This window comes from Acidimicrobiales bacterium (assembly GCA_041394265.1).
Taxonomy (GTDB): domain Bacteria; phylum Actinomycetota; class Acidimicrobiia; order Acidimicrobiales; family SZUA-35; genus JBBQUN01.
Genome location: JAWKIO010000005.1, coordinates 4,639,956 through 4,664,598 on the forward strand (window position 1 = coordinate 4,639,956; position 24,643 = coordinate 4,664,598).

The 24,643-nt window shown below is 67.7% G+C and carries 22 protein-coding genes; 8 read left to right on the plus strand and 14 right to left on the minus strand.

Features of this window, described 5'->3' with window-relative positions:
• Nucleotides 1-2: 2 nt before the first annotated feature.
• The 6 genes from R2733_22270 to R2733_22295 all read right to left on the minus strand — a co-directional run bounded on the left by R2733_22270 (nt 3) and on the right by R2733_22295 (nt 6,797).
• Nucleotides 3-2,594 carry a xanthine dehydrogenase family protein molybdopterin-binding subunit gene (locus R2733_22270; GenBank protein MEZ5379241.1) on the minus strand — a complete coding sequence of 864 codons (2,592 nt, stop codon included), beginning with the start codon at nt 2,592-2,594 and terminating at the stop codon, nt 3-5.
• Complete coding sequence (locus R2733_22275) at nt 2,587-3,129, minus strand: (2Fe-2S)-binding protein (protein ID MEZ5379242.1); 543 nt, start codon at nt 3,127-3,129, stop codon at nt 2,587-2,589. Before R2733_22275 ends, R2733_22270 begins: the two co-directional genes overlap by 8 nt.
• The gene (locus tag R2733_22280) at nt 3,126-3,992 is read right to left on the minus strand and encodes a xanthine dehydrogenase family protein subunit M (protein ID MEZ5379243.1); all 867 of its coding nucleotides are present in this window, start codon (nt 3,990-3,992) and stop codon (nt 3,126-3,128) included. The genes R2733_22275 and R2733_22280 overlap by 4 nt, the downstream gene beginning before the upstream one ends.
• Before the next feature lie 51 nt (nt 3,993-4,043).
• On the minus strand, nt 4,044-4,721 hold the full coding sequence (locus tag R2733_22285) for a nitroreductase family protein (GenBank protein ID MEZ5379244.1): 678 nt from the start codon (nt 4,719-4,721) through the stop codon (nt 4,044-4,046).
• Between the two features lie 115 nt (nt 4,722-4,836).
• A complete protein-coding gene (locus R2733_22290; protein MEZ5379245.1) occupies nt 4,837-5,109 on the minus strand; it encodes a hypothetical protein in 273 nt (90 codons plus the stop codon).
• The gene (locus R2733_22295) at nt 5,109-6,797 is read right to left on the minus strand and encodes an FAD-dependent oxidoreductase (protein MEZ5379246.1); all 1,689 of its coding nucleotides are present in this window, start codon (nt 6,795-6,797) and stop codon (nt 5,109-5,111) included. The genes R2733_22290 and R2733_22295 overlap by 1 nt, the downstream gene beginning before the upstream one ends.
• 141 nt (nt 6,798-6,938) lie before the next feature.
• Between R2733_22295 and R2733_22300 the strand changes: the two genes are divergently transcribed.
• Both R2733_22300 and R2733_22305 read left to right on the plus strand, forming a co-directional pair.
• A complete protein-coding gene (locus R2733_22300; protein MEZ5379247.1) occupies nt 6,939-7,961 on the plus strand; it encodes an LLM class flavin-dependent oxidoreductase in 1,023 nt (340 codons plus the stop codon).
• Nucleotides 7,962-8,085: 124 nt separating this feature from the next.
• Nucleotides 8,086-9,015 (plus strand): LD-carboxypeptidase, encoded by a 930-nt coding sequence (locus R2733_22305; GenBank protein MEZ5379248.1) that lies wholly within the window; start codon nt 8,086-8,088, stop codon nt 9,013-9,015.
• Nucleotides 9,016-9,026: 11 nt separating this feature from the next.
• Here the strand turns inward: R2733_22305 and R2733_22310 are convergent, their stop codons facing one another.
• The 5 genes from R2733_22310 to R2733_22330 form a co-directional block, all read right to left on the minus strand.
• Complete coding sequence (locus tag R2733_22310; protein ID MEZ5379249.1) at nt 9,027-9,776, minus strand: DUF937 domain-containing protein; 750 nt, start codon at nt 9,774-9,776, stop codon at nt 9,027-9,029.
• Between the two features lie 128 nt (nt 9,777-9,904).
• The gene (locus tag R2733_22315) at nt 9,905-11,152 is read right to left on the minus strand and encodes a diguanylate cyclase (protein MEZ5379250.1); all 1,248 of its coding nucleotides are present in this window, start codon (nt 11,150-11,152) and stop codon (nt 9,905-9,907) included.
• 184 nt (nt 11,153-11,336) lie between these two features.
• Nucleotides 11,337-11,849: a hypothetical protein gene (locus R2733_22320; GenBank protein MEZ5379251.1), complete on the minus strand. Its 513-nt coding sequence runs from the start codon at nt 11,847-11,849 to the stop codon at nt 11,337-11,339.
• Complete coding sequence (locus R2733_22325) at nt 11,850-12,506, minus strand: TetR/AcrR family transcriptional regulator (GenBank protein MEZ5379252.1); 657 nt, start codon at nt 12,504-12,506, stop codon at nt 11,850-11,852. It lies immediately after the preceding gene.
• A gap of 131 nt (nt 12,507-12,637) precedes the next feature.
• The gene (locus R2733_22330) at nt 12,638-13,486 is read right to left on the minus strand and encodes an SMP-30/gluconolactonase/LRE family protein (GenBank protein ID MEZ5379253.1); all 849 of its coding nucleotides are present in this window, start codon (nt 13,484-13,486) and stop codon (nt 12,638-12,640) included.
• A gap of 54 nt (nt 13,487-13,540) precedes the next feature.
• Between R2733_22330 and R2733_22335 the strand changes: the two genes are divergently transcribed.
• The 4 genes from R2733_22335 to R2733_22350 are packed head-to-tail and all read left to right on the plus strand — an operon-like array spanning nt 13,541 to nt 20,241.
• The gene (locus tag R2733_22335) at nt 13,541-15,202 is read left to right on the plus strand and encodes a carboxyl transferase domain-containing protein (GenBank protein MEZ5379254.1); all 1,662 of its coding nucleotides are present in this window, start codon (nt 13,541-13,543) and stop codon (nt 15,200-15,202) included.
• Nucleotide 15,203: 1 nt separating this feature from the next.
• Entirely contained in the window at nt 15,204-17,276 is a 2,073-nt protein-coding gene (locus R2733_22340; GenBank protein MEZ5379255.1) for a biotin carboxylase N-terminal domain-containing protein, read from the plus strand.
• Nucleotides 17,273-19,099, plus strand: a complete 1,827-nt coding sequence (locus R2733_22345; protein MEZ5379256.1) for an acyclic terpene utilization AtuA family protein — start codon at nt 17,273-17,275, stop codon at nt 19,097-19,099. Before R2733_22340 ends, R2733_22345 begins: the two co-directional genes overlap by 4 nt.
• On the plus strand, nt 19,096-20,241 hold the full coding sequence (locus R2733_22350; GenBank protein MEZ5379257.1) for a nitronate monooxygenase family protein: 1,146 nt from the start codon (nt 19,096-19,098) through the stop codon (nt 20,239-20,241). Before R2733_22345 ends, R2733_22350 begins: the two co-directional genes overlap by 4 nt.
• 131 nt (nt 20,242-20,372) lie before the next feature.
• On the opposite strand, the gene R2733_22355 is transcribed toward R2733_22350, so the two are convergent.
• Genes R2733_22355 through R2733_22365 form a run of 3 tightly spaced genes read right to left on the minus strand, consistent with a single transcriptional unit; the run spans nt 20,373 to nt 22,596 of the window.
• Nucleotides 20,373-21,170 (minus strand): molybdopterin-dependent oxidoreductase, encoded by a 798-nt coding sequence (locus R2733_22355; protein MEZ5379258.1) that lies wholly within the window; start codon nt 21,168-21,170, stop codon nt 20,373-20,375.
• On the minus strand, nt 21,167-21,844 hold the full coding sequence (locus R2733_22360; GenBank protein ID MEZ5379259.1) for a cytochrome b/b6 domain-containing protein: 678 nt from the start codon (nt 21,842-21,844) through the stop codon (nt 21,167-21,169). Before R2733_22360 ends, R2733_22355 begins: the two co-directional genes overlap by 4 nt.
• Nucleotides 21,841-22,596, minus strand: a complete 756-nt coding sequence (locus R2733_22365; GenBank protein ID MEZ5379260.1) for a fasciclin domain-containing protein — start codon at nt 22,594-22,596, stop codon at nt 21,841-21,843. Before R2733_22365 ends, R2733_22360 begins: the two co-directional genes overlap by 4 nt.
• 140 nt (nt 22,597-22,736) lie before the next feature.
• Here R2733_22365 and R2733_22370 point away from each other — a divergent pair, with 140 nt between their 5' ends.
• Together R2733_22370 and R2733_22375 are read left to right on the plus strand one after the other, a co-directional pair.
• Complete coding sequence (locus tag R2733_22370) at nt 22,737-23,474, plus strand: response regulator transcription factor (GenBank protein MEZ5379261.1); 738 nt, start codon at nt 22,737-22,739, stop codon at nt 23,472-23,474.
• Complete coding sequence (locus tag R2733_22375) at nt 23,471-24,628, plus strand: HAMP domain-containing sensor histidine kinase (protein ID MEZ5379262.1); 1,158 nt, start codon at nt 23,471-23,473, stop codon at nt 24,626-24,628. The genes R2733_22370 and R2733_22375 overlap by 4 nt, the downstream gene beginning before the upstream one ends.
• Nucleotides 24,629-24,643 lie beyond the last annotated feature (15 nt).

Consider the following 24,643-nt stretch of genomic DNA (forward strand, 5'->3'; position numbering starts at 1 on the left):
CTTCAGGCCGAGTCGGGCTCGATGATGCCGGCCAACTCGAGGATGCGGGTCGGCGGCAGGTGTTGCTCGGTGACACGGACCCCGAGATGGGCGAGGGCGTCCTCGACGGCGTTGGTGATGGCGGCCGGCGCGCCGATCATGCCGCCTTCGCCCACGCCGCGAAAGTTCGCCTCGAGGTCCGACGGCGTCTCGACGTGGTGGATCTCGATGTCGGGAATCTCCATGGCGGTCGGGATCAGGTAGTCGACGAACGTGCCGGTGGTGAAGTTTGCGTCGTCGCTATAGGCCGCGTGCTCGTAGAAGACCGCGCCGATGCCCTGCGCCACGCCACCTCGCACCTGTCCCTCGACGATGGCGGGATTGATCAGCTCGCCACAGTCCTCGACCACGAGGTAGCGGGGGATCGTGACGAACCCGGTGGTGAGATCGATCTCGACCCAGCACACGTGGGTGGCAACCGACCATCCGCCGGCCCCGCCGTCGTAGACGACGCTGCCCTGCAGCTGGTGGGTGTCGTCGTCCGACGTCGGTGTCGCTGCTGCGACCGATGCGGCGACCTCGGCAAACGAACGGCCGATGGAGGGCACCCCGGCGACGTGAATGGTGCCGTCGTCGATGACGAGGTCGTCGACCGACGCTTCGAGCAGCTCAGTCGCCTCGTCGAGGATCTGGCGACGCAGGTCTCGGCTCGCGAATAGGACCGAACCGCCGCCCATCGGACCGCCCCGGCTGCCGCCGGTGCCGATGGGTGTGAAGGTGGTGCGGCGGGTGTCGCCGTAGATGACGTCGATCGCCTCGATCGGCACGCCGAGCTGGTCGGCAGCGATCTGGGCCATGGTGGTCTCGTGGCCCTGCCCGTGCGGCATTTGCGACGTGATGATGGCGATCCGGCCATCGGGCTGCAGGACGGCGGTCGCCGGCTCACTGCTGAGTGCACCGCCGCCAGGCATCACGTGATCGAGGAAGTCGGGTGGGCCGGGCGCTGCCTCATGGAAGGTGGCGACACCGAGACCGAGGCACCGACCCTCGGCCCGCGCCTCCGCCTGTTCCCGGGCGAAACCCTCGACGTCGGCCAATTCCAGAGCTCGCTCGAGCGTGGTGTGCGCCGACATCCGGGTGTCGAGCATCGGCCCGGTGATCATGGGCGTTGGCAGCTCGGCGATCGTGATCATGTTGCGCCGCCGGATCTCAGCCCCGGTGATCCCGAGGGTGCGAGCGACCACGTCGAGCATGCGCTCCCGGACCCAGGTCTCGTTGGCCCACGGCCCTCGATAGGCCACGTAGTGCGCCTTGTTCGACGCCACGACCCGGGTGCGGAGGCGGTACGCGTCCCAGCGGTAGGTGCCAGGGAACATGACCTTCATGATCCGGCTGAAGAACGGCGCACCGAACGGGATGGCCGGGTAGGCGCCCTGGTTCATCACCATCGACACGTCCATGCCCAGGAGCCGACCCTCGTTGGTGACCGCGACCCGAACCGTCAGATCCTCCTCGCGGGCCTGGCCCCCGACCATGAGGTGTTCGTTGCGGTCCTCGATCCACTTGATCGAACGGTCGAGACGACGGGCCATGGCCGCAACAGCGACGTCTTCGCGGCTCGGGTGTCCTTTGACGCCGAACGCGCCGCCGATGTCGTCGGCGACCACGCTGGGAATGTCGCTCGGGTCCTTGTCGAGCACGTTGAGGAACGTGCGGGCCATGTGGCGCAACGTGCTTGGCTCGCGACGAAGCTGATAGAGCATGCCGGCGTTGTCGGACTTGGCCAGTTCGTCCTTCTTCTCGTTGGCGAACGCCTTCGCGCCGGCTGCGAACCGTCCGAGCTTGTCGCGCTTGCCGGCAAGCGATCGCAGCGAGTCGAACGCCGACGCCCGCTCGGTCGACATGGCCAGCAGCCAGCGCAGGGCGTGACTGGTCTGAGTGGTGGCGTGGAAGACCATCTCCCGTTCGCCGGAGTTGCCGACGACCATCTCGGCCACACAGCCGCGAGTTTCCATCGGTTGGTTGGACTGGCGGTGCGACGAGAAGGTCTCGGTGACGATGCGGTCGGCGTTGGCGAACACGGCGTCGATGTCGCCGAAGGTGTCGGTGTGGTCGAACAACACATTGCTCTTGGCCCGCGGCCACAGCGGCAGGCGGGCCGAGTTGAGCGCCTGCACGATGGACGAGATCGCCTCGAGCGGCTCGTACTCGACGTCGATCAGCTCGGCGGCGTCTTCGCCGACGCGCCGCGACTCGGCGACGATCACGGCCACCGGATCACCGACATGGCGGACCCGGTCGACGGCGAGCGGTCCGAACAGGGGGTTGTAGAGCTTGTCGAGCGATGACAGCGGAAGGAACGGGTTGGTGATGGCTGCCATCTCGGCGCCGGTCATCACGGCGATCACACCCGGAAGGGCCTGCGCCCCGGCGGTGTCGATCGAGACGATCGTGGCGTGGGGGAACGGGCTACGAACGAACACGGCGTGGGCCATGTCGTCGACCACGAGATCATCGATGTAGTGGCCCTCGCCAACCAGGAGTCGCTGGTCCTCGACCCGTTTGACGCTGGTGCCGACGAGGCCCGAGCGCCCGGGGGTGAGCGAATCACGCATCGTCGTCTCCTTTGTCGGCTTGCAGCAGGCGGACCGCCGTCTCGACGCCGTCGAGGATCGAGGCGTAGCCGGTGCAGCGGCAGAGGTTGCCGGACAGTTCCCCGCGGATCTCATCTCGAGTTGGCGTCGGGTTGGTATCGAGCAGGCAGGCGGCGGTGATGAGGAAGCCCGGTGCACAGAAGGCGCACTGGAAGCCGTGGGCGTCGTGCATGCCCTGCTGGATGGGGTGGAGCACGCCGTCGGTGGCGAGCCCCTCGATCGTGGTGATCGCAGCGCCATCGGCCTGGATGGCCAGCATGAGGCACGAGCGAACCGGTCGGCCGTCGAGCGCCACGGTGCAGGCGCCACACACGCCATGCTCACAGCCGAGGTGGGTGCCAGTGAGGCCGAGCTCCTCGCGGATGACCTCGGCCAGCGTGCGGCGGACGGGGACCTCGAGTCGTCGGTGGACGCCGTTGACGGTCAGCTCGAGGGCGACCGTGTGCTCGGTGTTGCCAGCGTTGTCGGTGTCGTTGGTGCGGTCGGTGGAGGTCATCGGATCGATCCTGCTGCTTCGCCGAGGGCCTGAGCGGCGAGCACGGCGGCGAGGTGGCGGCGGTAGTTGGCCGAGCCGTGGAGGTCGCTCGGTGGGTCGAGCGCATCGGCAGCTGCTCGGGCTGCGTCGGCGAACACCGAGGGCGACGGCGTGGCACCGAGGAGCAACTGCTCGGCATCGATCGCGCGGATGGGGGTCGGACCGACACCGGTGAAGACGAGTGCTGCGTGCTCGATCGTGGTGTCATCGCCAAGAGTGACAGTCGCGCCGGCGCCGACGATGCCGTAGTCGCCGTGGCGCCGACTCCGCTCGCCGAAACCCGCGCCGCGCCGCTCGCCCCATTCCGGGAACCGGACCTCGGTGAGCAGCTCGTCGTCTTCGAGGGCGGTGTCGAGGAAGCCGGTGAAGAACTCATCGGCGGGAATCGCCCGTTCGCCGCGAACGCTGACCGCAATCATGGTGGCGTCGAGTGCCCGGCAGACCGCCGGGAGCTCCGCAGCCGGATCGGCGTGGGCGATGCTGCCGCACAGCGTGCCCCGGTTGCGGATGGCACGATGCCCGATGAACGGCAACGCCTTGGCGAGCAGGGGTGCGAACTGTTGGAGCGCCCCGTGTTCCTCGGCTTGGGCGTGGCGAGTCCCGCAGCCGATCCGTGTGCCGGTCGCATCGCTCGAGATCGTGTCCAGTCCGGGAATGGCGCCGATGTCGACCAGATGCGCCGGGGCTCCGATGCGCAGTGCCATCACCGGTAGGAGTGACTGGCCCCCGGCCAGGATCTTCGCCTCGCCTCCGAGGTCGGCGAGCAGCTGCACGGCGTCGCCGACCGAGGCGGGTCGGTGGTACTCGAACCGGGGGAGCTTCATCGTGTTCGACCCTAGTACCGCCGATCGACTCGATTGGTGAGACCTAGCCGGTCAGTCCGCCGTCAGCGGACGATCCATGGAGTCGAGGAAGGCGATCTGCTCGACCGGGAGCCGCCGCAGCTTCGTGGGAAACGGCTTGGCCGGATAGCCGGCCACGATGTGGGCGGCAGTGGCCAGCTCGTCGGGGATGCCGAGCAGCTCCTTCACCTGCGGCTCGAAGGCACACAGCAGTGTGGTGAGCGTGGTGGCGACACCCTCGTTGCGCAGGGCCAGACACAGGTTCTGCACGATCGGGTAGACCGAGGCACCGCCGACGATGCTGAGGCGGCCGAGGTCGGTGTCGGTGGGGTGCGTGGCGGCGAGATCGGCCAGGGCGACGATGATCGCCGGGTGGTTGGCGAGGTTTTTGGCGAAGTCGTCGGCGGCGAGCGCGGTCGCTCTCGAGACCTCGGTCTTGGTGGCTTTGGCGTCACCGCTCTCGGCCTGGATCGCTTCGCCCGAGCTGGTCGCCAGCTCGAAATACGCCGACCACGGGATCATGTACCACTCGGCGAGCTGGGCCTTCTTGGCGGGGTCGGTGACGATCAGGAAGCGCACCGGTTGACGGTTGCCACCCTGGGGGCCGAAGCGAGCGTTGTCGACCGCCCGGTAGAGCACGTCGTTGGGGATCGGGTCGGGCTTGTAGTAGCGATTGGCCGGCTGCGAGCGCATGGCGTCGATCAGATCCATCGGAGTCCCCCTGGGTCACGGTGTTCGTGGGCGTGTGCGGTTGTGCGCAGTCCTAGCACCTCCGCCGTCGCCCGGCCCACCCACCACCCTTCGCTGGGATTCGAGGACGGAACGATCAGAGGGAACGGGCGAGGGCTGCGGCCTGATGGATGGCGGGGAGGACACCGTTGGTGCCGGTGACATCGCCGATGCGGTGGAGTCGCCAGTTGCCGGGCTCGGCCTCGAGATACTCGCCGAGTTCGCGGTTGGGATGGCCGTAGGTGACGATCACGACCGTCTTCGCCGGAATCGTGCGGCAGCGATCGGTGAAGGGCACGCCGATGTCGACAGCGTCGGGACGGATCTCGCGCAGATGATGGCCGCCGATGAAGTCGAAGGCACCGGACATCAGCCGCTCCCGTGCCGCAGCAACCGTGGCCGGCGGGTAGGGAGGGTGGCGCCGATCGAATCGAGGCGACCGACCATGGCGACCTCGAGACCGGCTTCGAGCAGGACGTCGGCAACCGAGATGGCCTCGAACGTGCCGGTGTCGTCGTAGACCACGGCCGGGCCGACGAGCGAGGCCCGTCCGCCGAAGCCGAACACGTCCCACGAGGTGAAGACGTGGGGGAGTCCGTGCCCGGGCACGGGGTTCACCGGGGTCGACAGCTGGAACCCGTCGGTGCGCGGCATCACCCCGGTGGCGAGGATGACCTCGTCGGGGGCCAGTTCTGCGACGACGTCGGGGTCGACCCAGGTGTTCAGCACGATGCGGACGCCCAGGCGCTCGACCTCGCCGGTCAGCCACTCGGTGATGGCACCGATGTCGCTGCGGTGGGGCGCCGTCGCGGCGATCGACACCTGGCCGCCGAGGCGACGCGTCGCTTCGTAGAGGTGCACCTCGTGACCGCGGAGGGCGGCCGTGCGGGCCGCCTCGAGCCCGGCGGGACCGCCGCCGACGACCAGCACTCGTTTCGACACCTCGGCCGGACCGGTCGGCTCGAAACTGACCATCGTCTCCTGCGCCGTAGCGACGTTGACCACACAACTCAGGACACCGGTCGACATGAGCTGGCCGACGCAGCCGGTGTTCGAGCCGATGCACGGGCGCACCAGGGCGCTCTCGCCCCGCTGGGACTTGTTGACGAGTTCGGGGTCGGCGATCAGGGCACGCACCATCGACACCATGTCGGCCGCACCATCGGCGACGACTCGCTCGGCGTCGTCGAGGGTCATGATCCGACCCACGACCATGGTGGGTTTGGTCAGTCCGGCGGTGATGTGGGCGTTGGCCGGCATCTCGTTGGCGAGCGGCTCGTCCATGGGGGCGAGGAGCTTGTAGAACCGCCAATACGAGCCCATGTGCAGCGAGATGTAGTCGACCTGCGGTTCGACGATCCGGGCGATCTCGGCGATGTCGTCGGGCGTCATCCCGCCGGGGATGTACTCCTCGTTCGGCAGCCGAATACCGACGCAGAAGTCGTCGCCGACCTCGCTGCGGATCGAGGCCAGGATCTCCATGAGGAACCGCATGCGGTTCTCGAGCGAACCGCCGTACTCGTCGTCTCGCACGTTGTTGGCGGGCGAGAGGAACTGCTCGATGAGGTAGCCCGACGACGCGTGGAGGTCGACGCCGTCGAGCCCACCCTCGCGGCACCGTCGAGCAGCCGCACCGAAGGCCTCGACCATCTCGCCGATGTCGGCGGTCGACATGGCCGTGGGGATGCCGCCGACCATGGGGTTCGGAATCGGGCTCGACGAGATCTGGGTTGCCGCCTTCTTCGGGCGTGTGGCCGAGCCGGGGTGGTAGATCTGCTGGAGCATGGCCATGCCGTAGGGCCGCATCCGGGCAGAGAGCTCGCGGTAGAAGGGGATGCAGTCGTCGCTGTGGAGTGGAATGAGGCTGGGGGCGTTGGCGTGTACCCCGGTGGCTTCGAGGGTGCTGAGGGCGACACCGCCGGCGGCCCGGGCCTCGTGGTAGGCGATGAGGCGTTCACCGGTCATCAGGGTGCCGTGAGCCGAGCGGACGATGCGGTTCTTGAGCGTGAGCGGCCCGACGTCAAGACTCGTGAACAGATGCTCGTAGCGCGCCGACATACGTGGCCCCTTCAGATGATGTCGTTTCTCGGACGAGCGACTCACTCTAGTCGACTAACTGTAGTCATCATGGAGTAACTTGGTCGCTTCCGCCACTGCGACCAGCATCCAGCCGGATCCCATCGACCGAGGAGTGACACCGTGATCGAGTTCAGCCTGACCCTGCCGAGGTTCCACGACCCCGACGACGTCCAGCCGTACCGGCGGACGTATGAGTTCTGCTCGACGGTCGACCAGCTCGGCTACGCGAGCGGGTTCATCGGGCACCACTCGTTCTCGCCCGAGGTGAAGGACGAGGCAGCGCCGTTCGTGTTTCTCTCGGCGATCGGCGCGCACACCGAGCGCATGCGGCTCGGCACCGGCGTCTACCTCGCCGGTCTGCACCATCCGGCCAACATCTGTGAGCAGGTGTCGACCCTCGACCGCATCACCAACGGTCGGGCCGTGCTCGGTGTCGGCACCGGCTACCGCGAGTACGAGTTCAAGAACTTCGGCACCGACTACAAGCGTCGGGGCAAGCGGCTCGACGAGACGCTGGCCGTACTGCGCAAGGCGTGGGCAACCGGGAGCTACGAGTGGGACGGTGAGTTCTTCCAGATGGACGACGTGCCGGTGTTCCCACCGGCGGTCCAGCGCCCGAACCCGCCGATCTACGTGGGTGGCACCTCGCAGGCTGCCATCCGCCGGGCCGCAACCTACGGCGACACCTGGTTCACCCTGCCGATGGAGACGCTGCCGGTGGTCGTCGATCTCGTGAACCAATACAAGGCGGCGTGCGAGGCTGCCGGTCGTACGCCGCGCATCTGCCTGATGCGTGAAGCGTGGGTCGGCGAAAGCGATGCCGAGGTCGAGAAGGAGTGGTACCCGCGGGCGCTGTCGTTCCACCGCTACTACTGGGATGCGGGGACCAAGGGCGACGACCACGATCCGGTGCTGCAGCGGGTGGCGGCCGGTGAGGACCCGCCGTACCAGGAGTTCGTCCGTGACCGGGCGTTCGCCGGGACGCCCGATCTGGTGATCGACGAGATCCGCCGCTGGCACGACGCCATCGGGTTCGACGAGGTCTGCCTCATCTTCGCCACCGGCCGTGAGGCAACCACACCCGAGGCGTTGACCCGTGCCGCCACCTTGTTCGCCAACGAGGTCATGCCCGCCTTCGCCTGATCGACTCGCCGGTCGCCCAGACCGCGGTTCGCAGCCTCGGTGGTGTGCGGGTGCCGCTTCTGGGCCCGTCGCACGACCGATGCCCATCGTGGTGCAGCCCTCGGCGCCATGGCACGATCGAGCGATGTCCGTCATCCGCCCACCTCGGCTCCAGTCCGGGGATCGAGTTCGCTTGGTGTCGCCGGCGAGTACGCCGGATCGGGGCGACATCGAGTTGGTCGTTGCAGGCCTCCGGTCGCTCGGCCTGGTGCCCGAGGTGGGCGACCATGCGTTCGACGTTCACGGCTACCTGGCCGGCACCGACGACGATCGGCTCGCCGATCTGAACCAGGCGTTCGCCGATCCCGGTGTGCGGGCGGTGATCGCCACTCGCGGCGGCAAGGGCGCGTACCGGATCGCCGACCGCCTGGATGTCGACTCGCTGCGTCGCCACCCGAAGCTGCTCATCGGGTTCAGCGAGATCACTGTGCTCCACCTGGCGTTGTTCCGTACGCTCGGACTGGTCGGGCTCCACGGTGCGGCCTGGGCGTCCGAGTTGCACGGCGCCGCGTCGGCGGCCTCATTCGAACGAGCGGTCTTCTCGACCGACGACGTGACGGTTGCGGCGAGAGCTGAGGAGTCGACGTCGGCCCTCACCACGTCGGGGCGGGCGTCGGGACGGCTGATCGGCGGCAACCAGGACATGGTGGCCATTTCGTCGGGTTGGGCACTGCCCTCGCTCGACGGAGCGATCCTGCTGCTGGAGGCGGTCAACCTGCGCCTCGGCCACATCGACCGTCAGCTCACGATGCTCACCAACAGCGGGGCGCTCGACCACATCGTCGGCGTGGCCGTCGGCCAGTACACCCGCTGCGGTCCCGAGGTAGACGAGACCATTCCCGACGGCTGGGAGGCGGTCGAGGTGTTGCGGGACCGTCTCGAGCGCCTCGGCGTCCCGATCCTCGGCGGGTTGCCGATCGGCCACGGCTCGAATCCCGTCGCCGTTCCACTCGGCACGACGGCGACCATCGATGCCGATCCCGGCACCCTCGTCATCGAGTCGGCGGTCAGCTGAACGCCCAGTTGCTACTTGCGCTTCCGGAAGCGGCCGAGGCCCTTCTTGAGGAGCTTGCCGCCCGTCTTGGCCAGGACCGTGCCGCCCTTGATGGCCACCTTGGCGCCGGTCTTGGCTGCCGACTTGGTGCGATCGGACCGGGCCACCTTGGCGGTGGTCGTGGCGAGGCCGACGCCGACCTTCTTCGTGACGTCGACGGCGCTGCGGCCGACGTCGTCGAGAGCGTTGCCGTCGCCGTCGTCGTCGAGCGATGCATTGACGCGGCCGATCAGGGCCTGGGCTCGGCCGGACCGGACTTGGTCGACCGCGACGTCGAGCAGCTTGATCACGACCACGGCGGTGACGGCACCGATGGCGGCCTGCGTGATCGCTCCCAACACCATGGGGGCGAGTGCGGTGAAGCCGAGGCGGACCACCGGTGTCGGCAGGCCGGTAGCGGTCGAGACCGTGACGAGGGCGTCGTCGATCTGGTCGCCGAACACATGGTTCAAGATGGCAACGCCCGGACCACCCTTGAAGCCCCCGCCGAGGAAGCCGGCGGCGTTGGCGAGGAGCGCGCCATCGTGATCCTTCGCGACGGCCGAGGCGATGTTGCCGGCGTCGCCGCTCTTCGCGTTCGCCCCCAGCCGTTCGATCAGCACCGGGAGAGCAGCAGCGACGAGCTTGCCGGCATCGTCGGCGTCGATGCCCAGCGATGAGGCGAGCGCCGAGACCGCTCGGTCGTCGAGCGCACCACCGAGCACATCGAGAAGGTCAGCCATGGCGCCAGATCATACGCCCCCGCCCAACTCCCGCTCGCCCCGTCTCTCGTTCTGTGCGTCAAACACGTCGCGATTCCCGATCTGTGCGTCAAACTTCCCGGCTGCGGGAACGTTGACGCACAGAACGGTCATGGCCGGTGACTCTGACGCACAGAACGACGGTGCGCTGCGGCGCGCTGGCGGGAGCGCTTGACTGCGTACATGGCCTCGTCAGCCCGGCCGAGAAGCGTCACGGCGTCGCTCACATCAGCAAGTTCGCTGGTCTTCACGACACCGATCGATGCACGAAGCTGGAGCTCGACCCCCTCGACCACGGCGACCCTGCGGAATGCCGACTCGAGCCGTTGTCGAATCGTCTCACTACTCGCCGTCGCCGAGCTCGCCGGCATGATGACGACGAACTCGTCGCCTCCCATCCGGCCGACCACGTCGCCATCGCGAACGACCGCCGCAAGCCGACGTCCCGTCTCGATCAGTGTCAGGTCACCGATGTGGTGGCCGTATTCGTCGTTGATCGCCTTGAATCCATCGAGGTCGACGAACGCCAGGGTCAACGTGCGTCCAGCCTCGAGCAGTTCCTCGAGCGAGCGCAGGAGGGAACGACGGCTGCAGAGGCCGGTGAGCGTGTCGGTGGCTGCGGCGGCCGCGTACTCGTCGCGTTCGGCAGCTTGCGAGGTGATGTCGCTCAGCACCGCCAGCGCCCCGCTCACGGCGCCGTCCGGCCCGGTGAGGTGGCGCACGTCGATGAGGCAGTTGCGACCGGAGACGAACGACAACTCGACCGAGTGTGGTTCGCCGCCTGCGAGGAGCACCGAGATGAGATCGTCGATCAGACCCCGATCGGCGGGAGCGACAGCGGCGATCAGGTCGTCGAGGCGACGAGGATCCTCCACGCCGACCAGGTCGCGCAGCAACTGGTTGGACTCGATCACACGACCGTCGATCGAGACGTGGAGCAGGCCGACCGGAAGGAGCTCGTTGAGGCGGGCGAGCACTTCCCGTTGGGCCCGCAGCTGTTCGTGGATGGAGACGTCGGCCTCATCGGTGACGGTGATGATCGACATCACGCACGCGAAGTCGGGATCATCGAGCTTGTTGACATTGTGCGTGTCGACCCAGATCCACGAGCCATCACGGTGGCGATAGCGACCACGGAAGCGACCCTCTAGCGTGGGACCAAGCAGCATCTGTACCCAGCTGGTCACACCGGCGTCGCTGTCGGCGGGGTGCAGCAGGTCGACCGACGTGACGCCGATCAGTTCATGGGGCTCGTAGCCGAGAATCTCGGTGATCGGTCCCTCGACGGCGAGGACGGCGGAGACGGTGTCACGACGCAGCGTGAACGACAGGGCCGCGTTCGTCTGATCCTCGTCCATGCCCTGAGCGTCGGCCACCGGTGACCAACTATTCGCCCGCGAACCGTCCGTTCTGTGCGTCAAACACGTCGCATTTTCCGTTCTGTGCGTCAAACTTCCCGGCTGCGGGAACTTTGACGCACAGAACGGTCATGGCCGGTGACTCTGACGCACAGAACGGGTTGGCGGCACGCAGGCGAGGGGGTCAGCGGTGGCGGGCGACGACTCGGGTCCAGGTGGCGTAGTGGGGAAGCCGCTCGGCCAGGTGACGCTGAGCGTCGGAGAGCGATGCGAACTCGTCGGCACCGAGGTCGGACGGGGTCGGCTGGGTGAAGTCGAGCTCGGCGCGCAGGGCGGCGGCCCGGTCGGAATCGACCTCGTCGCCCACGCACCAGCGCAGCATCTCGGTGAGAAGGGCAGTGCCTGGATCGTTGATCACCGGCTGGATGTTCATCTCGATCAGCTCGGCGGCGACCACTCGGAGCCGAAGCGCCGCGTCGTGGGACAGCCCTGCCTGGTCGAATGACGCCGCCTGGTCGCCCGAACCCGCTCGGACGCTCGAGCCTGCTTGGTCGGACGATGATCCCTCCCGCTGGTCGCCGACCAGCGGTGATGGTCGGTAGGGGTCACTGAGCCAGCGCTGGTCACCGGTGAGGTGGTACACGCTCATCAGCAGGACTCGGAGGTCGGCGTGGGCGACGGCGGCGGAGGCGAGCATTCACGGTTCCGTTCGGTGGAGCAACGAGGCGAGGACGAAGTCGAGCATCTGGTCGACGAGTTCACCGACCGGGAGGCCGATGTCGGCGACGATCTCCGGTTGACCGAGGTAGAGCGACGCTCCGGCGACGGTGGCGGCAACCACGGCCGCGTCGACCTGCCGGAATTCGCCACGGTCGACGCCAAGGCGCACGAGCCGCTCGACGACGGTCATGGCGAAGCGGTAGTGCCGGTCGACGAGGCGGCGGGCCGGGGCGTCGTCGGCGAGGTCTTCCGACAGTGTCGCCTTGAGTTGGAACTCGAGGCCGCCGGTCAGATAGCTCCGCAACTGGGTGATGACCGGATCGTCGTGGTCGATGGCGAGCAGCGCGGAGCGACCCTTCTTGTTGAGGAACCGGTCGAGCACGACCAGCACGAGCTGCTCCTTCGACGGAGCGATCTCGTAGAGCGTTCGGCGCGAGCAGCCGACCCGAGCGGCGATCTCGCCGATCGTGATGTCGGCGAATCCCCGTTCCATGAACAGCGACTCGATGTGTTCGAGGATCTCGTGGTGACGTTGGCCGAGCCGGTTCTCGGCGGTTCGCGACAGCAACGGCCGGGGTGCACCAGCGCTCAGCTCACGGGCACGATCCAGGTGTCCGGTATTGGACACGGTCATGAGCGATGCAGGGTCATCGCCGCACCGTTGTCATCGCCGCACCGCCATCGCCGCCGGAACGACATCACGAGCGCATGGACGTCGCAGCACCTGGGGCATCGCCACCGAGCTGCAGTCGCGAGGAGTTGCGCTCACGGGCGGCCGGCTCGGGGGTGGGCCACCGTGGCGTTCACGATGGCGCCCTTGCCTTGACCAGCCACCAACTCGGGGCTCGAACTCGGCGCTGTCAGGATGAACAGCGTGGTGCCGTCGTCGCCGCCGAGCATGCAGGCAAACGCCGGTTGGTCGGTGGCGATCTCATCGGTCAGCTCGCCACCCTCGACGTAGCGGACCACACGCTGACCCCGGGCGTCGGCCACCCAGATCCCACCCTCGGCGTCGAGTGTGCAGCCGTCGGGGACACAGCCGGGGGTCTCGGCCCAGACCCGTCGGTTGGTGAGGGTGGCGTCGTCGTTGATGTCGAACGCCGTGAAGCGGCTCGCCATCGACTCGCCGACGATCAAGGTGCGACCGTCAGATGTGATCACGGATCCGTTGGGGAAGCCAAGGTCGGGCGCGGCGGCCTCGACGGTGCCGTCGGGCCGAACCAGGGCGAGCGTGGCGGTGGTTGCGGCGTCGCGTCCGGCGGTGAAGAGGTCGAAACCGAAGTTGCCGACGTAGGCGTTGCCCCGCTCGTCGACGACCATGTCGTTGCACCAGAAGGCGGCGACGTCGCTGAGGTCGGCGTGGAGGTGGAGGTCGGTGCCGTCGTAGCGAAGCAGGCGGCGGTCCTTCATCGACACGATCAAGAGCTGGCCATCGGGCAGCCAGCCGAGCCCCGACGGCTGCTGCTCGACTCGGACGATGGCCTCCTGCTCGCCGTCGGGCGTCACGGCGTAGACGGTCTGGTGATAGAAGTCGGAGTACCAGAGTCGCCCGTCGTGCCAGCGTGGACCCTCGCCGAAATCGACACCATCGACCAGGACTGCAAGCTGCGACATGGCGGCATCCTGCCATTTTGGGTACCGCGACAGCAAGCCTGGTACCGTCCGCCAATGCCTTCCCTGCAGACCCTTCCGACCAGCCCGAGCGGCGGGCCGCAGCGTCAGAAGCCCCGTATCGGCACCCCGATGCGGACCCGGCTCGACACCCGCTTGCCGGAGTATCAGGCGAACCTCGCGGCGATGTCCGACCTGTGGGATCTGGTCGCCGATGAGTTGGTCAAGGTGCCGACGATCGGTGGCCAGCGCTACGTCGACCGCCACCGCCACCGGGGCAAGATGCTGGTTCGTGAGCGGGTCGAGGCGCTCGTCGATCCCGGCACACCGTTCCTCGAACTGAGTCCGCTGGCGGGCTGGGGCACGCAGGATCCGATCGGTGTCGGCATCTGCGCCGGGCTCGGCGTGGTCGAGGGGGTCGAATGCGCGATCCTCGGCACCGACATGACGTACCGGGGCGGGTCGGCCAATCCGAACTCGTGGCTCAAGTCGGCCCGCTTCTACGAGATCGCTCGAGAGAACCGGCTACCGGTCATCGTCCTCAACGAGTCGGCGGGCGCCGATCTTCCCCGCCAGGCCGACATCTTCGTTCGAGGCGGCGAGCAGTTCCGAGACCTCACCCGACTGTCGAAGGCGGGGATCCCCACCATCACGGTCGCCTTCGGACCGAATACCGCCGGCGGCGCCTACGTCCCCGGCATGAGTGACTACACGGTCTTCGTCAAGGACCGGGGCACGGCCTACCTCGGCGGCCCTCCGCTCGTGAAGATGGCGATCGACGAGATCATCGACGAGGAGTCGCTCGGTGGCGCCGAGATGCACTCCCGCACCTCGGGGCTGTCCGACTACCTCGCCGTCGACGAGCTCGACGGCCTCCGATTGGCTCGCCAGATCATTCGGCACCTCGGGTGGAAGAAGCTCGGTCCCGGCCCGTCGCTCGCCGCCGACGAACCCCTCTACGACCAGATGGAGTTGCTGGGCTGTGCCTCGGCCGACGTGCGCATCCCGTTCGAGATCCGCGAGATCTACGCCCGGGTGCTCGATGGCAGCCGCTTCGAGGAGTTCAAGCCGCTCTATGGGTCGACGCTGGTGTGCGGCTGGGGTTCGATCCACGGGTTCCCCGTCGGCGTGCTCGGCAACAACGGCATCCTCTTCTCCGAAGAGGCGGCCAAGGGCGCGCAGTTCATCCAGCTCTGCAACAAGACCAACACGCCACTGGTCTTCATGCACAACATCACCGGGTTCATGGTGGGCTCGGCGGCGGAGCAGGGCGGCATCATCCGCAACGGTGCCAAGATGATCAATGCCGTGTCGAACTCGACCGTCCCGCATTTCAACCTGATGGTCGGCGCCAGCTACGGCGCCGGCAACTACGGCATGGCCGGCAAGGCCTACAACCCCCGGTTCATTTTCACCTGGCCCAATCACCGCATCGCCGTGATGGGTCCCAAGCAGTTGGCGGGCGTGATGGAGATCGTCGCCCGCAACGCCGCTGCGGGTCGCGGGATCGAGGTCGACGAAGAGGCGCTCGCCGCCCAGTCCGCCGCACTCGAAGGCCAGATCGAGACCGAATCAACGGCGCTCTACGCCACCGGCCGTGTGTGGGACGACGGCATCATCCATCCCGCCGACACCCGCACGGTGCTGGGCATGGCGATCTCCGCCGCCCACAGCAACGAGGTCGTCGGCGCCACCGAGTACGGCGTGTGGAGGCACTGACATGACCCGAACCATCAACCGGCTCCTCATCGCCAACCGAGGCGAGATCGCTGTGCGGATCGCCCGCACCGCTCACCGGCTCGGCATCGACACGGTCGGGGTCTACTCCGACGCCGACACCAACGCCCTTCACGTCGACGCGGTCGACCTCGCCGTGTCCCTCGGCGGTGCTGCCCCCTCGGCCTCGTATCTCCGGGCTGATGCCGTGCTGGCGGCGGCACTCGACACTGGCTGCGACGCCATCCACCCCGGCTACGGGTTCTTGGCCGAGAACGCTGCGTTCGCCCAGCAGGTGATCGACGCCGGACTCATCTGGGTCGGGCCGACGCCCGAGCAGATCGCGCTGCTTGGTGACAAGGTGGCGGCGAAGAAGGCGGCGATCGACGCCGGGGTCCCGACAGCGGGCACCACCGACGCCTCGCCGGGCAACGTGCCCGACGGCGTCGCCATGCCGGCGCTCGTCAAGGCGGCCGCCGGTGGGGGCGGCCGGGGCATGCGCATCGTCCGCTCGGCCGACGACCTGGCCGAGGCAGTCGAAGCCGCCTCCCGCGAGGCGCTGTCGGCCTTCGGCGACGGCACCGTCTTCATCGAGCCCTACATCGAGAACGGACGCCACGTCGAGGTCCAGATCATGGGCGACTCGCACGGCAACGTCGTGCACCTCGGCGAACGCGAGTGCAGCATCCAACGCCGCAATCAGAAGGTGCTCGAGGAGTCGCCATCGGCCGGCATCAGCGAGGCCACCCGGCAGGCCATCTGCGATGGGGCGCTCGCGCTCGCCCGCCACATCGGTTACGAGAACGCAGGCACCGTCGAGTTCCTCGTCGCCGACGATCCCGACGGCACGCCGCTCATCAACTTCCTCGAGGTCAACACCCGCCTCCAGGTCGAACATCCGGTCACCGAAGCGGTCACCGGACTCGATCTGGTCGAACTCCAGCTGCGGGTGGCGGCCGGTGAGCCGTTGCCGATCACCCAGGACGACGTCACCATCACCGGACACGCCATCGAGGTCCGGCTCGTTGCCGAAGATCCGGCGGCAGGCTGGTTGCCATCGACCGGTGTGATCACGGCCTTCGATCTCGACCCCGAGGGCCACCTCCGGGTCGACACCGGCTTCCGAGCCGGAGCCGAGGTGACTCCCGACTACGACTCCTTGTTGGCCAAGGTGATCGGCTACGGGCCGACTCGCAGCGATGCGGCCCGTACGCTGGCTCGCGGCCTGCGGTTGTCACAGGTCACCGGTATCGCCACCAACCTCGTGTCGTCGGTGGCCATGCTCGGCGAGGCCGACTTCCTTGCCGCCAAGACGACGACGTCGTATCTCGATCAGCACCCCGCCGTGGTCGAGGCGAGTGGTCCCGATGGCGAGGACCGGCTGGCCCTGTTGCTCGGGGCGGTGTTCGCCGCCGACTCGTTCGCTCGGACCACCGACACCGTCACGCCGTTCGCTCCGTCCGGTTGGCGCAATCTGCGCACCCAGGGCGAGCGCTCCACCTGGGTCGCCGAGAGTAGACCCGGCGAACCCCAACAGGTCGAGGTGGTCATATGCGGCCGCAACGATGCCCGAGTCCTCGTCGGCCCGTGGCCCGAGCCGGGTCCTGACGGCGTGCTGTCCGACGACGATCGGCGCGTGGTCACGGTGCGGATGTTCGATCGATCATCCGGCCACCAGATCCTCGAGATCGACGGTCGTCGCCAGGCGATCGCCACCAGCGTGGTGCCGGGCGCGAACCCGGTGGCCGGCTACGACGTCGCCACCACGAGTCGGGCCGGCTCGCTCCGCTGGTCGTCGGCGCCACGGTTCGTCGATCACGAGGGGGCAGCCGCCGGCGGCGGAGGCCCGATCTGCCCGCTCCCTGGCACGGTCATCGCCGTGCATGTCGAGCCGGGGCAGCGGGTCACCGACGGCACGCTGCTGATGGTGGTCGAGGCCATGAAGATGGAGCACAAGATCATCGCCACGAGCGACGCGGTGGTCGGCGAGGTGCGCTTCGCCGTCGGTGACCGGGTCGATCAGGGCGATCTGCTGGTGCAGCTCGATGCGAGCGACAACGGGGAGGACTCACCATGACCGATCCCATCAGGATCGCCAACTGTTCGGGCTTCTTCGGCGACCGGCCGTCGGGCGCGGTCGAGATGGTCGAGGGCGGCCCGATCGACGTGCTCACCGGTGACTGGCTCGCCGAGCTCACCATGCTCATCCTGAGCCGAATCCGCTCCAAGCGACCGGCAGGCGGGTTCGCCGGCACGTTCGTGAAGCAGATGGAACAGGTGATGGGCACCTGCCTCGACCGTGGCATCAAGGTGGTGTCGAACGCCGGCGGACTCGATCCCGATGGTTGCGCCGACGCCGTGGCCGAGGTTGCCGCGAAGCTCGGTCTCGCTCCCACCATCGCGTACGTGAGCGGCGACGATCTCATGAGTCGGGTCGGTGAGCTCGTCGAGAGCGGAGCGCTGCAGCCGTTCGGCAACGGAGGCTCGCTCGGCGACCCCAACGACTACCTCACCGCCAACGCCTACCTCGGTTGCTTCGGCATCGTCGACGCCCTGGCCAAGGGAGCCGACATCGTGATCACCGGGCGAGTCACCGATGCCGCCGTGGTGTGTGGTCCGGCCGCTTGGCACCATGGCTGGCAGCGGACCGACTTCGACCAGCTGGCGGGGGGCGTGGTTGCCGGTCACCTCATCGAATGCAGCGCTCAGGTCACCGGCGGCAACTACTCGTTCTTCTCCGAGATCCCCGATCACCTCACGAATCCCCGATTCGGGTTCCCGTGGGCCGATGTCGCCGCCGACGGCTCGTGTGTGATCGGCAAGCACGACGGCACCGGAGGGGCGGTCAGCGTCGGCACCGTCACCTCGCAGTTGTTGTACGAGATCGGCGGACCCGCCTATTACGGACCCGACGTCACGTCGCGCTTCGACACCGTGCAACTCGAACAGGTCGCCCCCGATCGAGTGCGGGTCTCAGGCGTTCGAGGCGAGGCACCGCCGAACACGCTGAAGGTGGCAATGAACGAGATGGGTGGCTTCCGCAACTCGTTCACCGTGGCACTCACCGGACTCGACATCGACGAGAAGGCGGCGTTCGCACAGGCCACGTTCTGGGACGCTTGTCCGTACGGGCCCGACGATTTCGAGTCGATCACCGACAAGGTCATCCACACGAACAAGCCCGACCCTTCAACCCAGGAGGAGGCCACGGCCATCTGGCGGGTCACGGTCAAGGACCACGACGAACGCAAGGTCGGCCGAGCCTTCAACGACGCCATGATCCACACGGCGCTGGCCGGCATCCCCGGGATGTACGGCTTGGGCGGCGGCCCGTCGGCAGCCAGTTCGTTCGGTGTCTATCGGCCGGCCACCGTCCCCTCCGATCTCGTCCCGCAGTACGTCCGGGTGCTCGGACCCGACGGCAAGCAGCATGGCGATACGGTCCAGATCGACTCGGTCGCTCCCGTTGGCCCCCCGCTCGAGCTCGCCGACGAGCCGGTGGCGCCCATGCCGACCGGGCCCACGGTCGACGTCGTGCTGGGCGAGATCGTCGGCACCCGCTCGGGCGACAAGGGTGGCAACGCGAACATCGGCGTCTTCGTGCGCAGTGACGCGGCATGGGCGTGGCTCGACAACGAGCTCACCACCGACCGGCTGCGTGAGCTCCTGCCCGAGGCCGCCGAGCTCACCATCGAGCGCCATCGTCTGCCCAACGTGCGGGCGCTCAACTTCTTGATCCACGGCATTCTCGAAGAGGGTGTCGCCGCCTCGACCCGCCAAGACGCACAAGCCAAGGCCCTTGGCGAATGGTTGCGCTCGCGGGTCGTCACCGTTCCCACCACCGTCGTCGAATCCGCAAACGCCGCCGCACAAGCCGCCAGAGAGAAGGTCAGCCAGTGAAGAACCAGGTCACCGACATGTTCGGGATCGACGTCCCGATCCTCGCATTCACGCACTGTCGCGACGTCGTCGTCGCCGTCACCAAGGCCGGCGGCCTCGGCGTCCTCGGCGCCGCCGGCCACTCCGAGAAGCAGCTCGAGATCGACCTCGCCTGGATCGAGGAGGAACTCGGCGGGCGTCCGTATGGCGTCGACGTCATCGTCCCCGCCAAATACGCAGGTTCCGACACCGGGGGCGGGCTCACGGTGAAGGACATCATGGACACCATCCCACCCGAGCACAAGGCGTTCGTCGATGACATCCTTGCTCGTTACGACGTGCCGGCGCTCGCCGACGACGACACCCGTGGCCAGTTCGAGTCGCGAGCCGATCGGCCCGCCCCGTTCTCGGCCGACCAGGTGGGTCCCCAGCTCGAAATCGCCCTCGCCCACAACCCGGTGCTGCTCGTCAACGCTCTCGGTCCGCCTCCGGCGTTCATGGTCGACCAGGTGAAGGGCGCTGGCCGCAAGGTCGGTGCGCTGGCGGGCAAGGCCCAGCACGCCGCACGCCATGTCAACGCCGGTGTCGATCTGCTCATCGCGCAGGGGTCCGAAGCCGGTGGTCACACCGGGGAAATCGGCACGATGGTCCTGATTCCCGAGATCGTCGATGCCGTCGGCGACGTTCCCGTTCTCGGTGCGGGTGGTATCGGACGGGGCCGCCAGATGGCCGCCGCCATGGCGCTCGGCGCGCAGGGCGTCTGGTGCGGATCCGTGTGGTTGACCACCGAAGAAGCCGAAACGCACCCGGTGGTGAAGGAGAAGATGTTGGCTGCATCGTCGGCCGACACGATCCGGTCGCGGTCACGCACCGGCAAGCACGCTCGGCAGCTGAAGTCGGCGTGGACCGACGAGTGGGAGAACCCCGAGACCCCGATGCCGCTCGGCATGCCGGCGCAGCCGTTGCTCATCAACCAGGCCATCGCTCGCATCGACCGGGCCGCCCACCGTGAGGGGTCGGGTGCAGCAAAGCTGGCCAACTATTTCGTCGGGCAGATCGTGGGCTCCATGAACACCTCGAAGCCGGCCGCCCAGGTGGTGTTCGAGATGATCGACGAGTTCATCGAGGCCGTCCAGGGCCTCAACGCCCAGCTCGAGTCCTGACCGTTCTGTGCGTCAAACTCCTCGCAATCTCCGAACTGTGCGTCAAACTTCCCGGCTGCGGGAACGTTGACGCACAGAACGGGGAGTGGCGGTGGGAATGACGCACAGAACGGGGTGACGAGCGAGGCCGGTCAGAGGGCGGCGTACCAGTCGTAGCTGCGCTCGGCCCAGTAGTCGGCCGGGCGCTCTCGGGCGTAGCGGATGACACCGATGCGCTTGAGGCACTTGATGCCGTACTTGTTCGGCGTGGCCAGTCGCAGTGGGGCGCCGTGCGCTTGCGTGAGCGGCTCGGCGCCCTGACGAAGAGCCAGCATCGTCTGCGGGTGCAGGGCTGACGCCAGGTCCCAGCCGACGTAGTACAGGCCATCGGGAGTCTCGAAGCCGACGTAGGGGACCTCACCGACCCGGTCGGCGTACCGCGCATGGAAGTCGGCGAAGCGGGCACCGCCCCAGTGGACGATGCTCGACCACCCTTCGATGCACTTGAGCTCGATCACCATGTCTCGCTGGGGGAGCTGCTCGAACACACCGATGTCGAGCTCGTCGAGTAGCTCGCCATCGGGTCCCTCCACCCGCACGGTCCAGTCGGCGAGATCGATCTCGTTCCGGATGCCGATCTGGCCGTTGACCTGGATCGGCGTCGCCGCCGAGGCGGGGTACTCGGGAGCGTTCCGTCCCGGGGCGAGGCGTCGCCACAGTGACTCGTTGGCCTCGAGCGTCGCTCGGAGTGGTCGGGGGATCCCGTCGTCGACCGGCGCACCCTGGAGTGCGCGCCAGCCGAGGACGGCCGCTCCGACGCCTGCCGCACCGACCAGGAACGACCGGCGGGATCGGTGGCCGTGTTCGGCGAGAGGGATGGTCGGCGCCGCTTCGATGCGTCGCCGGAGCTGCTGCTCACGATCGCCGAGCAGCGGAATGGTCTCGGTCACGGTGCTTCACCCTTTTCGATCGCATAGCCGGTCACCATCGACCGGAAGTTGCCCCAACCCGACCGAAGGACCTGGAGGACGTGAACGGCGAAGAACACGAGCATCGCGATCGTGACCGTGAAGTGCACGAGGCGGGCGCCCTGATAGCCACCGAACAGTAGGGGAAGGGGCCACAACCGAGTCGGCTTGTAGATGGCGAACCCGCTGAGGACCGCCACTGCAGCCAAGGCCAAGACGATGGTGTAGGCCAGCCGCTGAGCGGCGTTGTAGAGGCCCTGGGCAGGAGCGATCTTCGCGAGGTGCAGGTCGTGGAGCACGACGCCCTTCGCCTCTCGACCACTGTGGCGATCGGGGAGGACATCACGCCACGCTCCCGTCGATGCGAGATAGACGGCGTACAGCGCACCGTTGATCACGAACAGCCACCCGAAGGCGAAGTGGAACGCCATGCCCCGGGCCAAGCGTCGCTCGAGGCCGAGGGTCTCGTAGACCGAGTCGGGGAAGAAGGCGAACCATTGCCAGCTGCCAACGCCGAAGGCGTAGACGTCCTCGGCCCAGTAGATGCGGAGCCCGCTCCAGATCATCACTGCGAGGAGCGGGAAGTTGATCCAGTGGAGCCACCGCACGGCGCGGGGATGCACCAGGCGGGCGACGGGCTCGGACGGAGCGCTCATCCTGCTGGTGCCAGGACGGTGTCGATCACGTGGATGACCCCGTTGGTGGCGAAGATGTCGGTCTCGAGGATCTCGGCGCCGCCGATCGTGATCGTGCCACCGTCGACGGTGACGGGGAGTTCGGTGCCGGCGAGGCTGACGAAGGGGTTGTCGACCATTCCGGCGACCATGGCGGCATCGTCGCCCGCTTCGACCACATGTCCCTGGAGCAGGGTGGACAGGAACGTGGTGTCGGCCAGCGCGTCGTCGACGCTCATGCCCATCTCGCCGAGATAGTCGAGGAACGCGTCGTCGTTGGGCGCAAAGATGGTGAAGGGGCCGTCCCCGGCCAAGGCGGAACCGAGGCCGGCTGCCTCGACCGCAGCCACGAGGGTGGAGAGGTCGTCACGGCCGGCAGCAACCGCGAGGAGATCGCCGGACGCTTCCGCCATCCCTTCCTCGGCCATGCTGTCGCTCATCTCGTCGTCGGACATTTCGTCGTCGGACATCTCGTCATCCGACATCTCGCCATCGCTCATCTCGTCGTCGGACATTTCGTCGTCGGACATCTCGTCGTCGGCCATCTCGTCGTCGGACATTTCGTCGTCGCTCATCTCGTCGTCGACCATGGCGTCGTCGCCCGCAGCCGCCACGGTGGTGTCGGTTGCCGCGTCGGCGGCGGCGTCGGTCGATCCGCCGTCGCTACCACACGCCGCGGCCGTCAGGGCAAGGGCGCAGATCATGGCAAGGGGGCTCAAACGTCGGTGTTGCATCGGATTGCTCCTGTTCACAGTTGGGATGCCACCGATGCTCGACGGCGGATCTCACAACGCCCTGTCGAAGTTCTCAACAAGTGCGAAACGTTGGTCGGCGGCCCTTCCCCGTGGACGCCGGGCTCCCGTACCCTGGCGGCATGGCAGTGACCACGGCGCCGGTGCCGAGTACACGCACGCTCGAGGTGCTGGTCGTAGACGACGAGCCGATGGTGCGCGAGGTCGTTGCCCGCTATCTCACGCTCGACGGGCTTTCGGTCCACGAGGTCGGCAACGGCAACGAGGCGCTCGCCTGGCTGGGTGAACACGAACCCGACCTCGTGGTGCTCGACATCATGCTGCCCGGCTCGGACGGCCTCACGATTCTTCGTCATCTCCGAGCAACCGGCGACATCCCGGTCGTGTTGTTGACCGCTCGGGCCGACGAGATCGATCGCATCCTCGGTCTCGAACTCGGTGCCGACGACTATGTCGTCAAGCCGTTCTCACCTCGCGAGCTCGCCGTTCGCGTTCGAAACCTGCTGCGGCGCAGCAGCGGCGGTAGCTCGGCCAACACGCCGCCGCTCGTGCCCACATCGGCGATGTCGTTCGGATCACTCCACATCGACCCCGGCGCTCGTGAGGTACTGGTCGACGGTCGACCGGTCATGCTGACGCCGAAGGAGTTCGACCTGCTCGTCGTGCTGGCCCAGTCACCCCGCCAAGTGTTCAGCCGTGGCCAACTGCTCGAGATGGTGTGGGACTCATCGTCGGATTATCAGGATCCCGCCACGGTCACGGTGCACGTCGGGCGTCTCCGGCAGAAGCTCGAGCCCTCACCCGATCAACCCCGCCACATCGTGACCGCGTGGGGCGTCGGCTACCGGTTCGAGCCATGAAGCCCTGGACCGAGGTGATCGCTGCCGATCCGTGGCGAGCCGTCGTGGCGGCGCTCGTGGTCCTGTCGTTGACCGTTGCGGCCGGCATGGGGCTGCGTGCGATCACCCGTCGGACTCGCTCGCTCCACCATCTCGTCCTTGCCATCACCCTGACCTCGCTCGGCGTGGGTGCGGTTGCGGCGCTCGCCCTGGGGCAGCTCATGGTGTTCGAGCCGGCCGAACGAGACGTTGCGCTCGGCATCATCGGGGTCACTGCCGTCCTTGCCGTGGTGGTGGCGCTGGTCGCGTCGATGCCGCTGGCTCGAGACGCTCGGCAAGTCGAGGCGACAGTGCGACGCATCGAGGCCGGTGATCGCTCCGTGCGGACCGGTGTCGTGCGATCCGATGAGCTCGGCCATGTGGCGCTCGCCCTTGATCAACTGACGGAGCGGCTCGACCAGCTCGAACGCGAGCGAGCCCAGTTCGACGCCGACCGCACGACGATGCTCTCCGCAATCGGTCATGATCTGCGCACCCCGTTGGCAGCGCTCCAGGCGGCGGTGGAGGCGTTGGCCGACGGCGTTGCGCCCGATCCGCAGCGCTATCTGGCATCGATGAGCCATGACGTCGAGGCGCTGGGTTCGCTGATCGACGACCTCGTGCTGCTCTCGAGTCTCGATGCGGGTCGCCACGAGTTGATCTTCGAGCCGATCGATGTCGCCGAGATCGCGGATGGCGCCGTCGAGGCGCTGACGCCCACCGCAGCCCAGCATGGTGTCGAGTTGGTGGCCGATGTGTCGGGAGCGAGTCCGGTGAGCGGCAACGCTCGGGCAATCGGGCGAGTGATTCGCAACCTGATCGAGAACGCGGTCCGCCACGCCCCGGAAGGATCGACCGTGATCGTCTCGGTCGCCACGGGCTCGGACGGCGTCACGGTTCGTGTTGCCGACGAGGGCCCAGGCTTCGATGCCACCTTCGTTGCCCGTGCTTTCGACCACTTCACCCGTGCCGACGCCAGTCGCACTCGGGCGACCGGCGGCGCCGGTCTCGGACTGGCGATCGCTCGAGGACTCGTCGAGGCCCATCAGGGGCGAATCTGGATCGAGGATCCGGCGGCTTCGACCGTGGGCGGCGAGGTCGCCTTCGTTCTGCCTGCCGAGCTGGCGGCTGCCTGATTCGGCAGAGACCCG

Coding starts and splice junctions, on each gene's coding strand:
- R2733_22345 (MEZ5379256.1), top strand. CDS start 17,273: ATGACCGATCCCATCAGGATCGCCAACTGTTCGGGCTTCTTCGGCGAC.
- R2733_22360 (MEZ5379259.1), bottom strand. CDS start 21,844: ATGAGCGCTCCGTCCGAGCCCGTCGCCCGCCTGGTGCATCCCCGCGCC.
- R2733_22315 (MEZ5379250.1), bottom strand. CDS start 11,152: ATGGACGAGGATCAGACGAACGCGGCCCTGTCGTTCACGCTGCGTCGT.
- R2733_22320 (MEZ5379251.1), bottom strand. CDS start 11,849: ATGCTCGCCTCCGCCGCCGTCGCCCACGCCGACCTCCGAGTCCTGCTG.
- R2733_22335 (MEZ5379254.1), top strand. CDS start 13,541: ATGCCTTCCCTGCAGACCCTTCCGACCAGCCCGAGCGGCGGGCCGCAG.
- R2733_22370 (MEZ5379261.1), top strand. CDS start 22,737: ATGGCAGTGACCACGGCGCCGGTGCCGAGTACACGCACGCTCGAGGTG.
- R2733_22325 (MEZ5379252.1), bottom strand. CDS start 12,506: ATGACCGTGTCCAATACCGGACACCTGGATCGTGCCCGTGAGCTGAGC.
- R2733_22340 (MEZ5379255.1), top strand. CDS start 15,204: ATGACCCGAACCATCAACCGGCTCCTCATCGCCAACCGAGGCGAGATC.
- R2733_22290 (MEZ5379245.1), bottom strand. CDS start 5,109: ATGTCCGGTGCCTTCGACTTCATCGGCGGCCATCATCTGCGCGAGATC.
- R2733_22285 (MEZ5379244.1), bottom strand. CDS start 4,721: ATGGATCTGATCGACGCCATGCGCTCGCAGCCGGCCAATCGCTACTAC.
- R2733_22295 (MEZ5379246.1), bottom strand. CDS start 6,797: ATGTCGGCGCGCTACGAGCATCTGTTCACGAGTCTTGACGTCGGGCCG.
- R2733_22270 (MEZ5379241.1), bottom strand. CDS start 2,594: ATGCGTGATTCGCTCACCCCCGGGCGCTCGGGCCTCGTCGGCACCAGC.
- R2733_22305 (MEZ5379248.1), top strand. CDS start 8,086: ATGTCCGTCATCCGCCCACCTCGGCTCCAGTCCGGGGATCGAGTTCGC.
- R2733_22310 (MEZ5379249.1), bottom strand. CDS start 9,776: ATGGCTGACCTTCTCGATGTGCTCGGTGGTGCGCTCGACGACCGAGCG.
- R2733_22330 (MEZ5379253.1), bottom strand. CDS start 13,486: ATGTCGCAGCTTGCAGTCCTGGTCGATGGTGTCGATTTCGGCGAGGGT.
- R2733_22375 (MEZ5379262.1), top strand. CDS start 23,471: ATGAAGCCCTGGACCGAGGTGATCGCTGCCGATCCGTGGCGAGCCGTC.
- R2733_22280 (MEZ5379243.1), bottom strand. CDS start 3,992: ATGAAGCTCCCCCGGTTCGAGTACCACCGACCCGCCTCGGTCGGCGAC.
- R2733_22365 (MEZ5379260.1), bottom strand. CDS start 22,596: ATGCAACACCGACGTTTGAGCCCCCTTGCCATGATCTGCGCCCTTGCC.
- R2733_22275 (MEZ5379242.1), bottom strand. CDS start 3,129: ATGACCTCCACCGACCGCACCAACGACACCGACAACGCTGGCAACACC.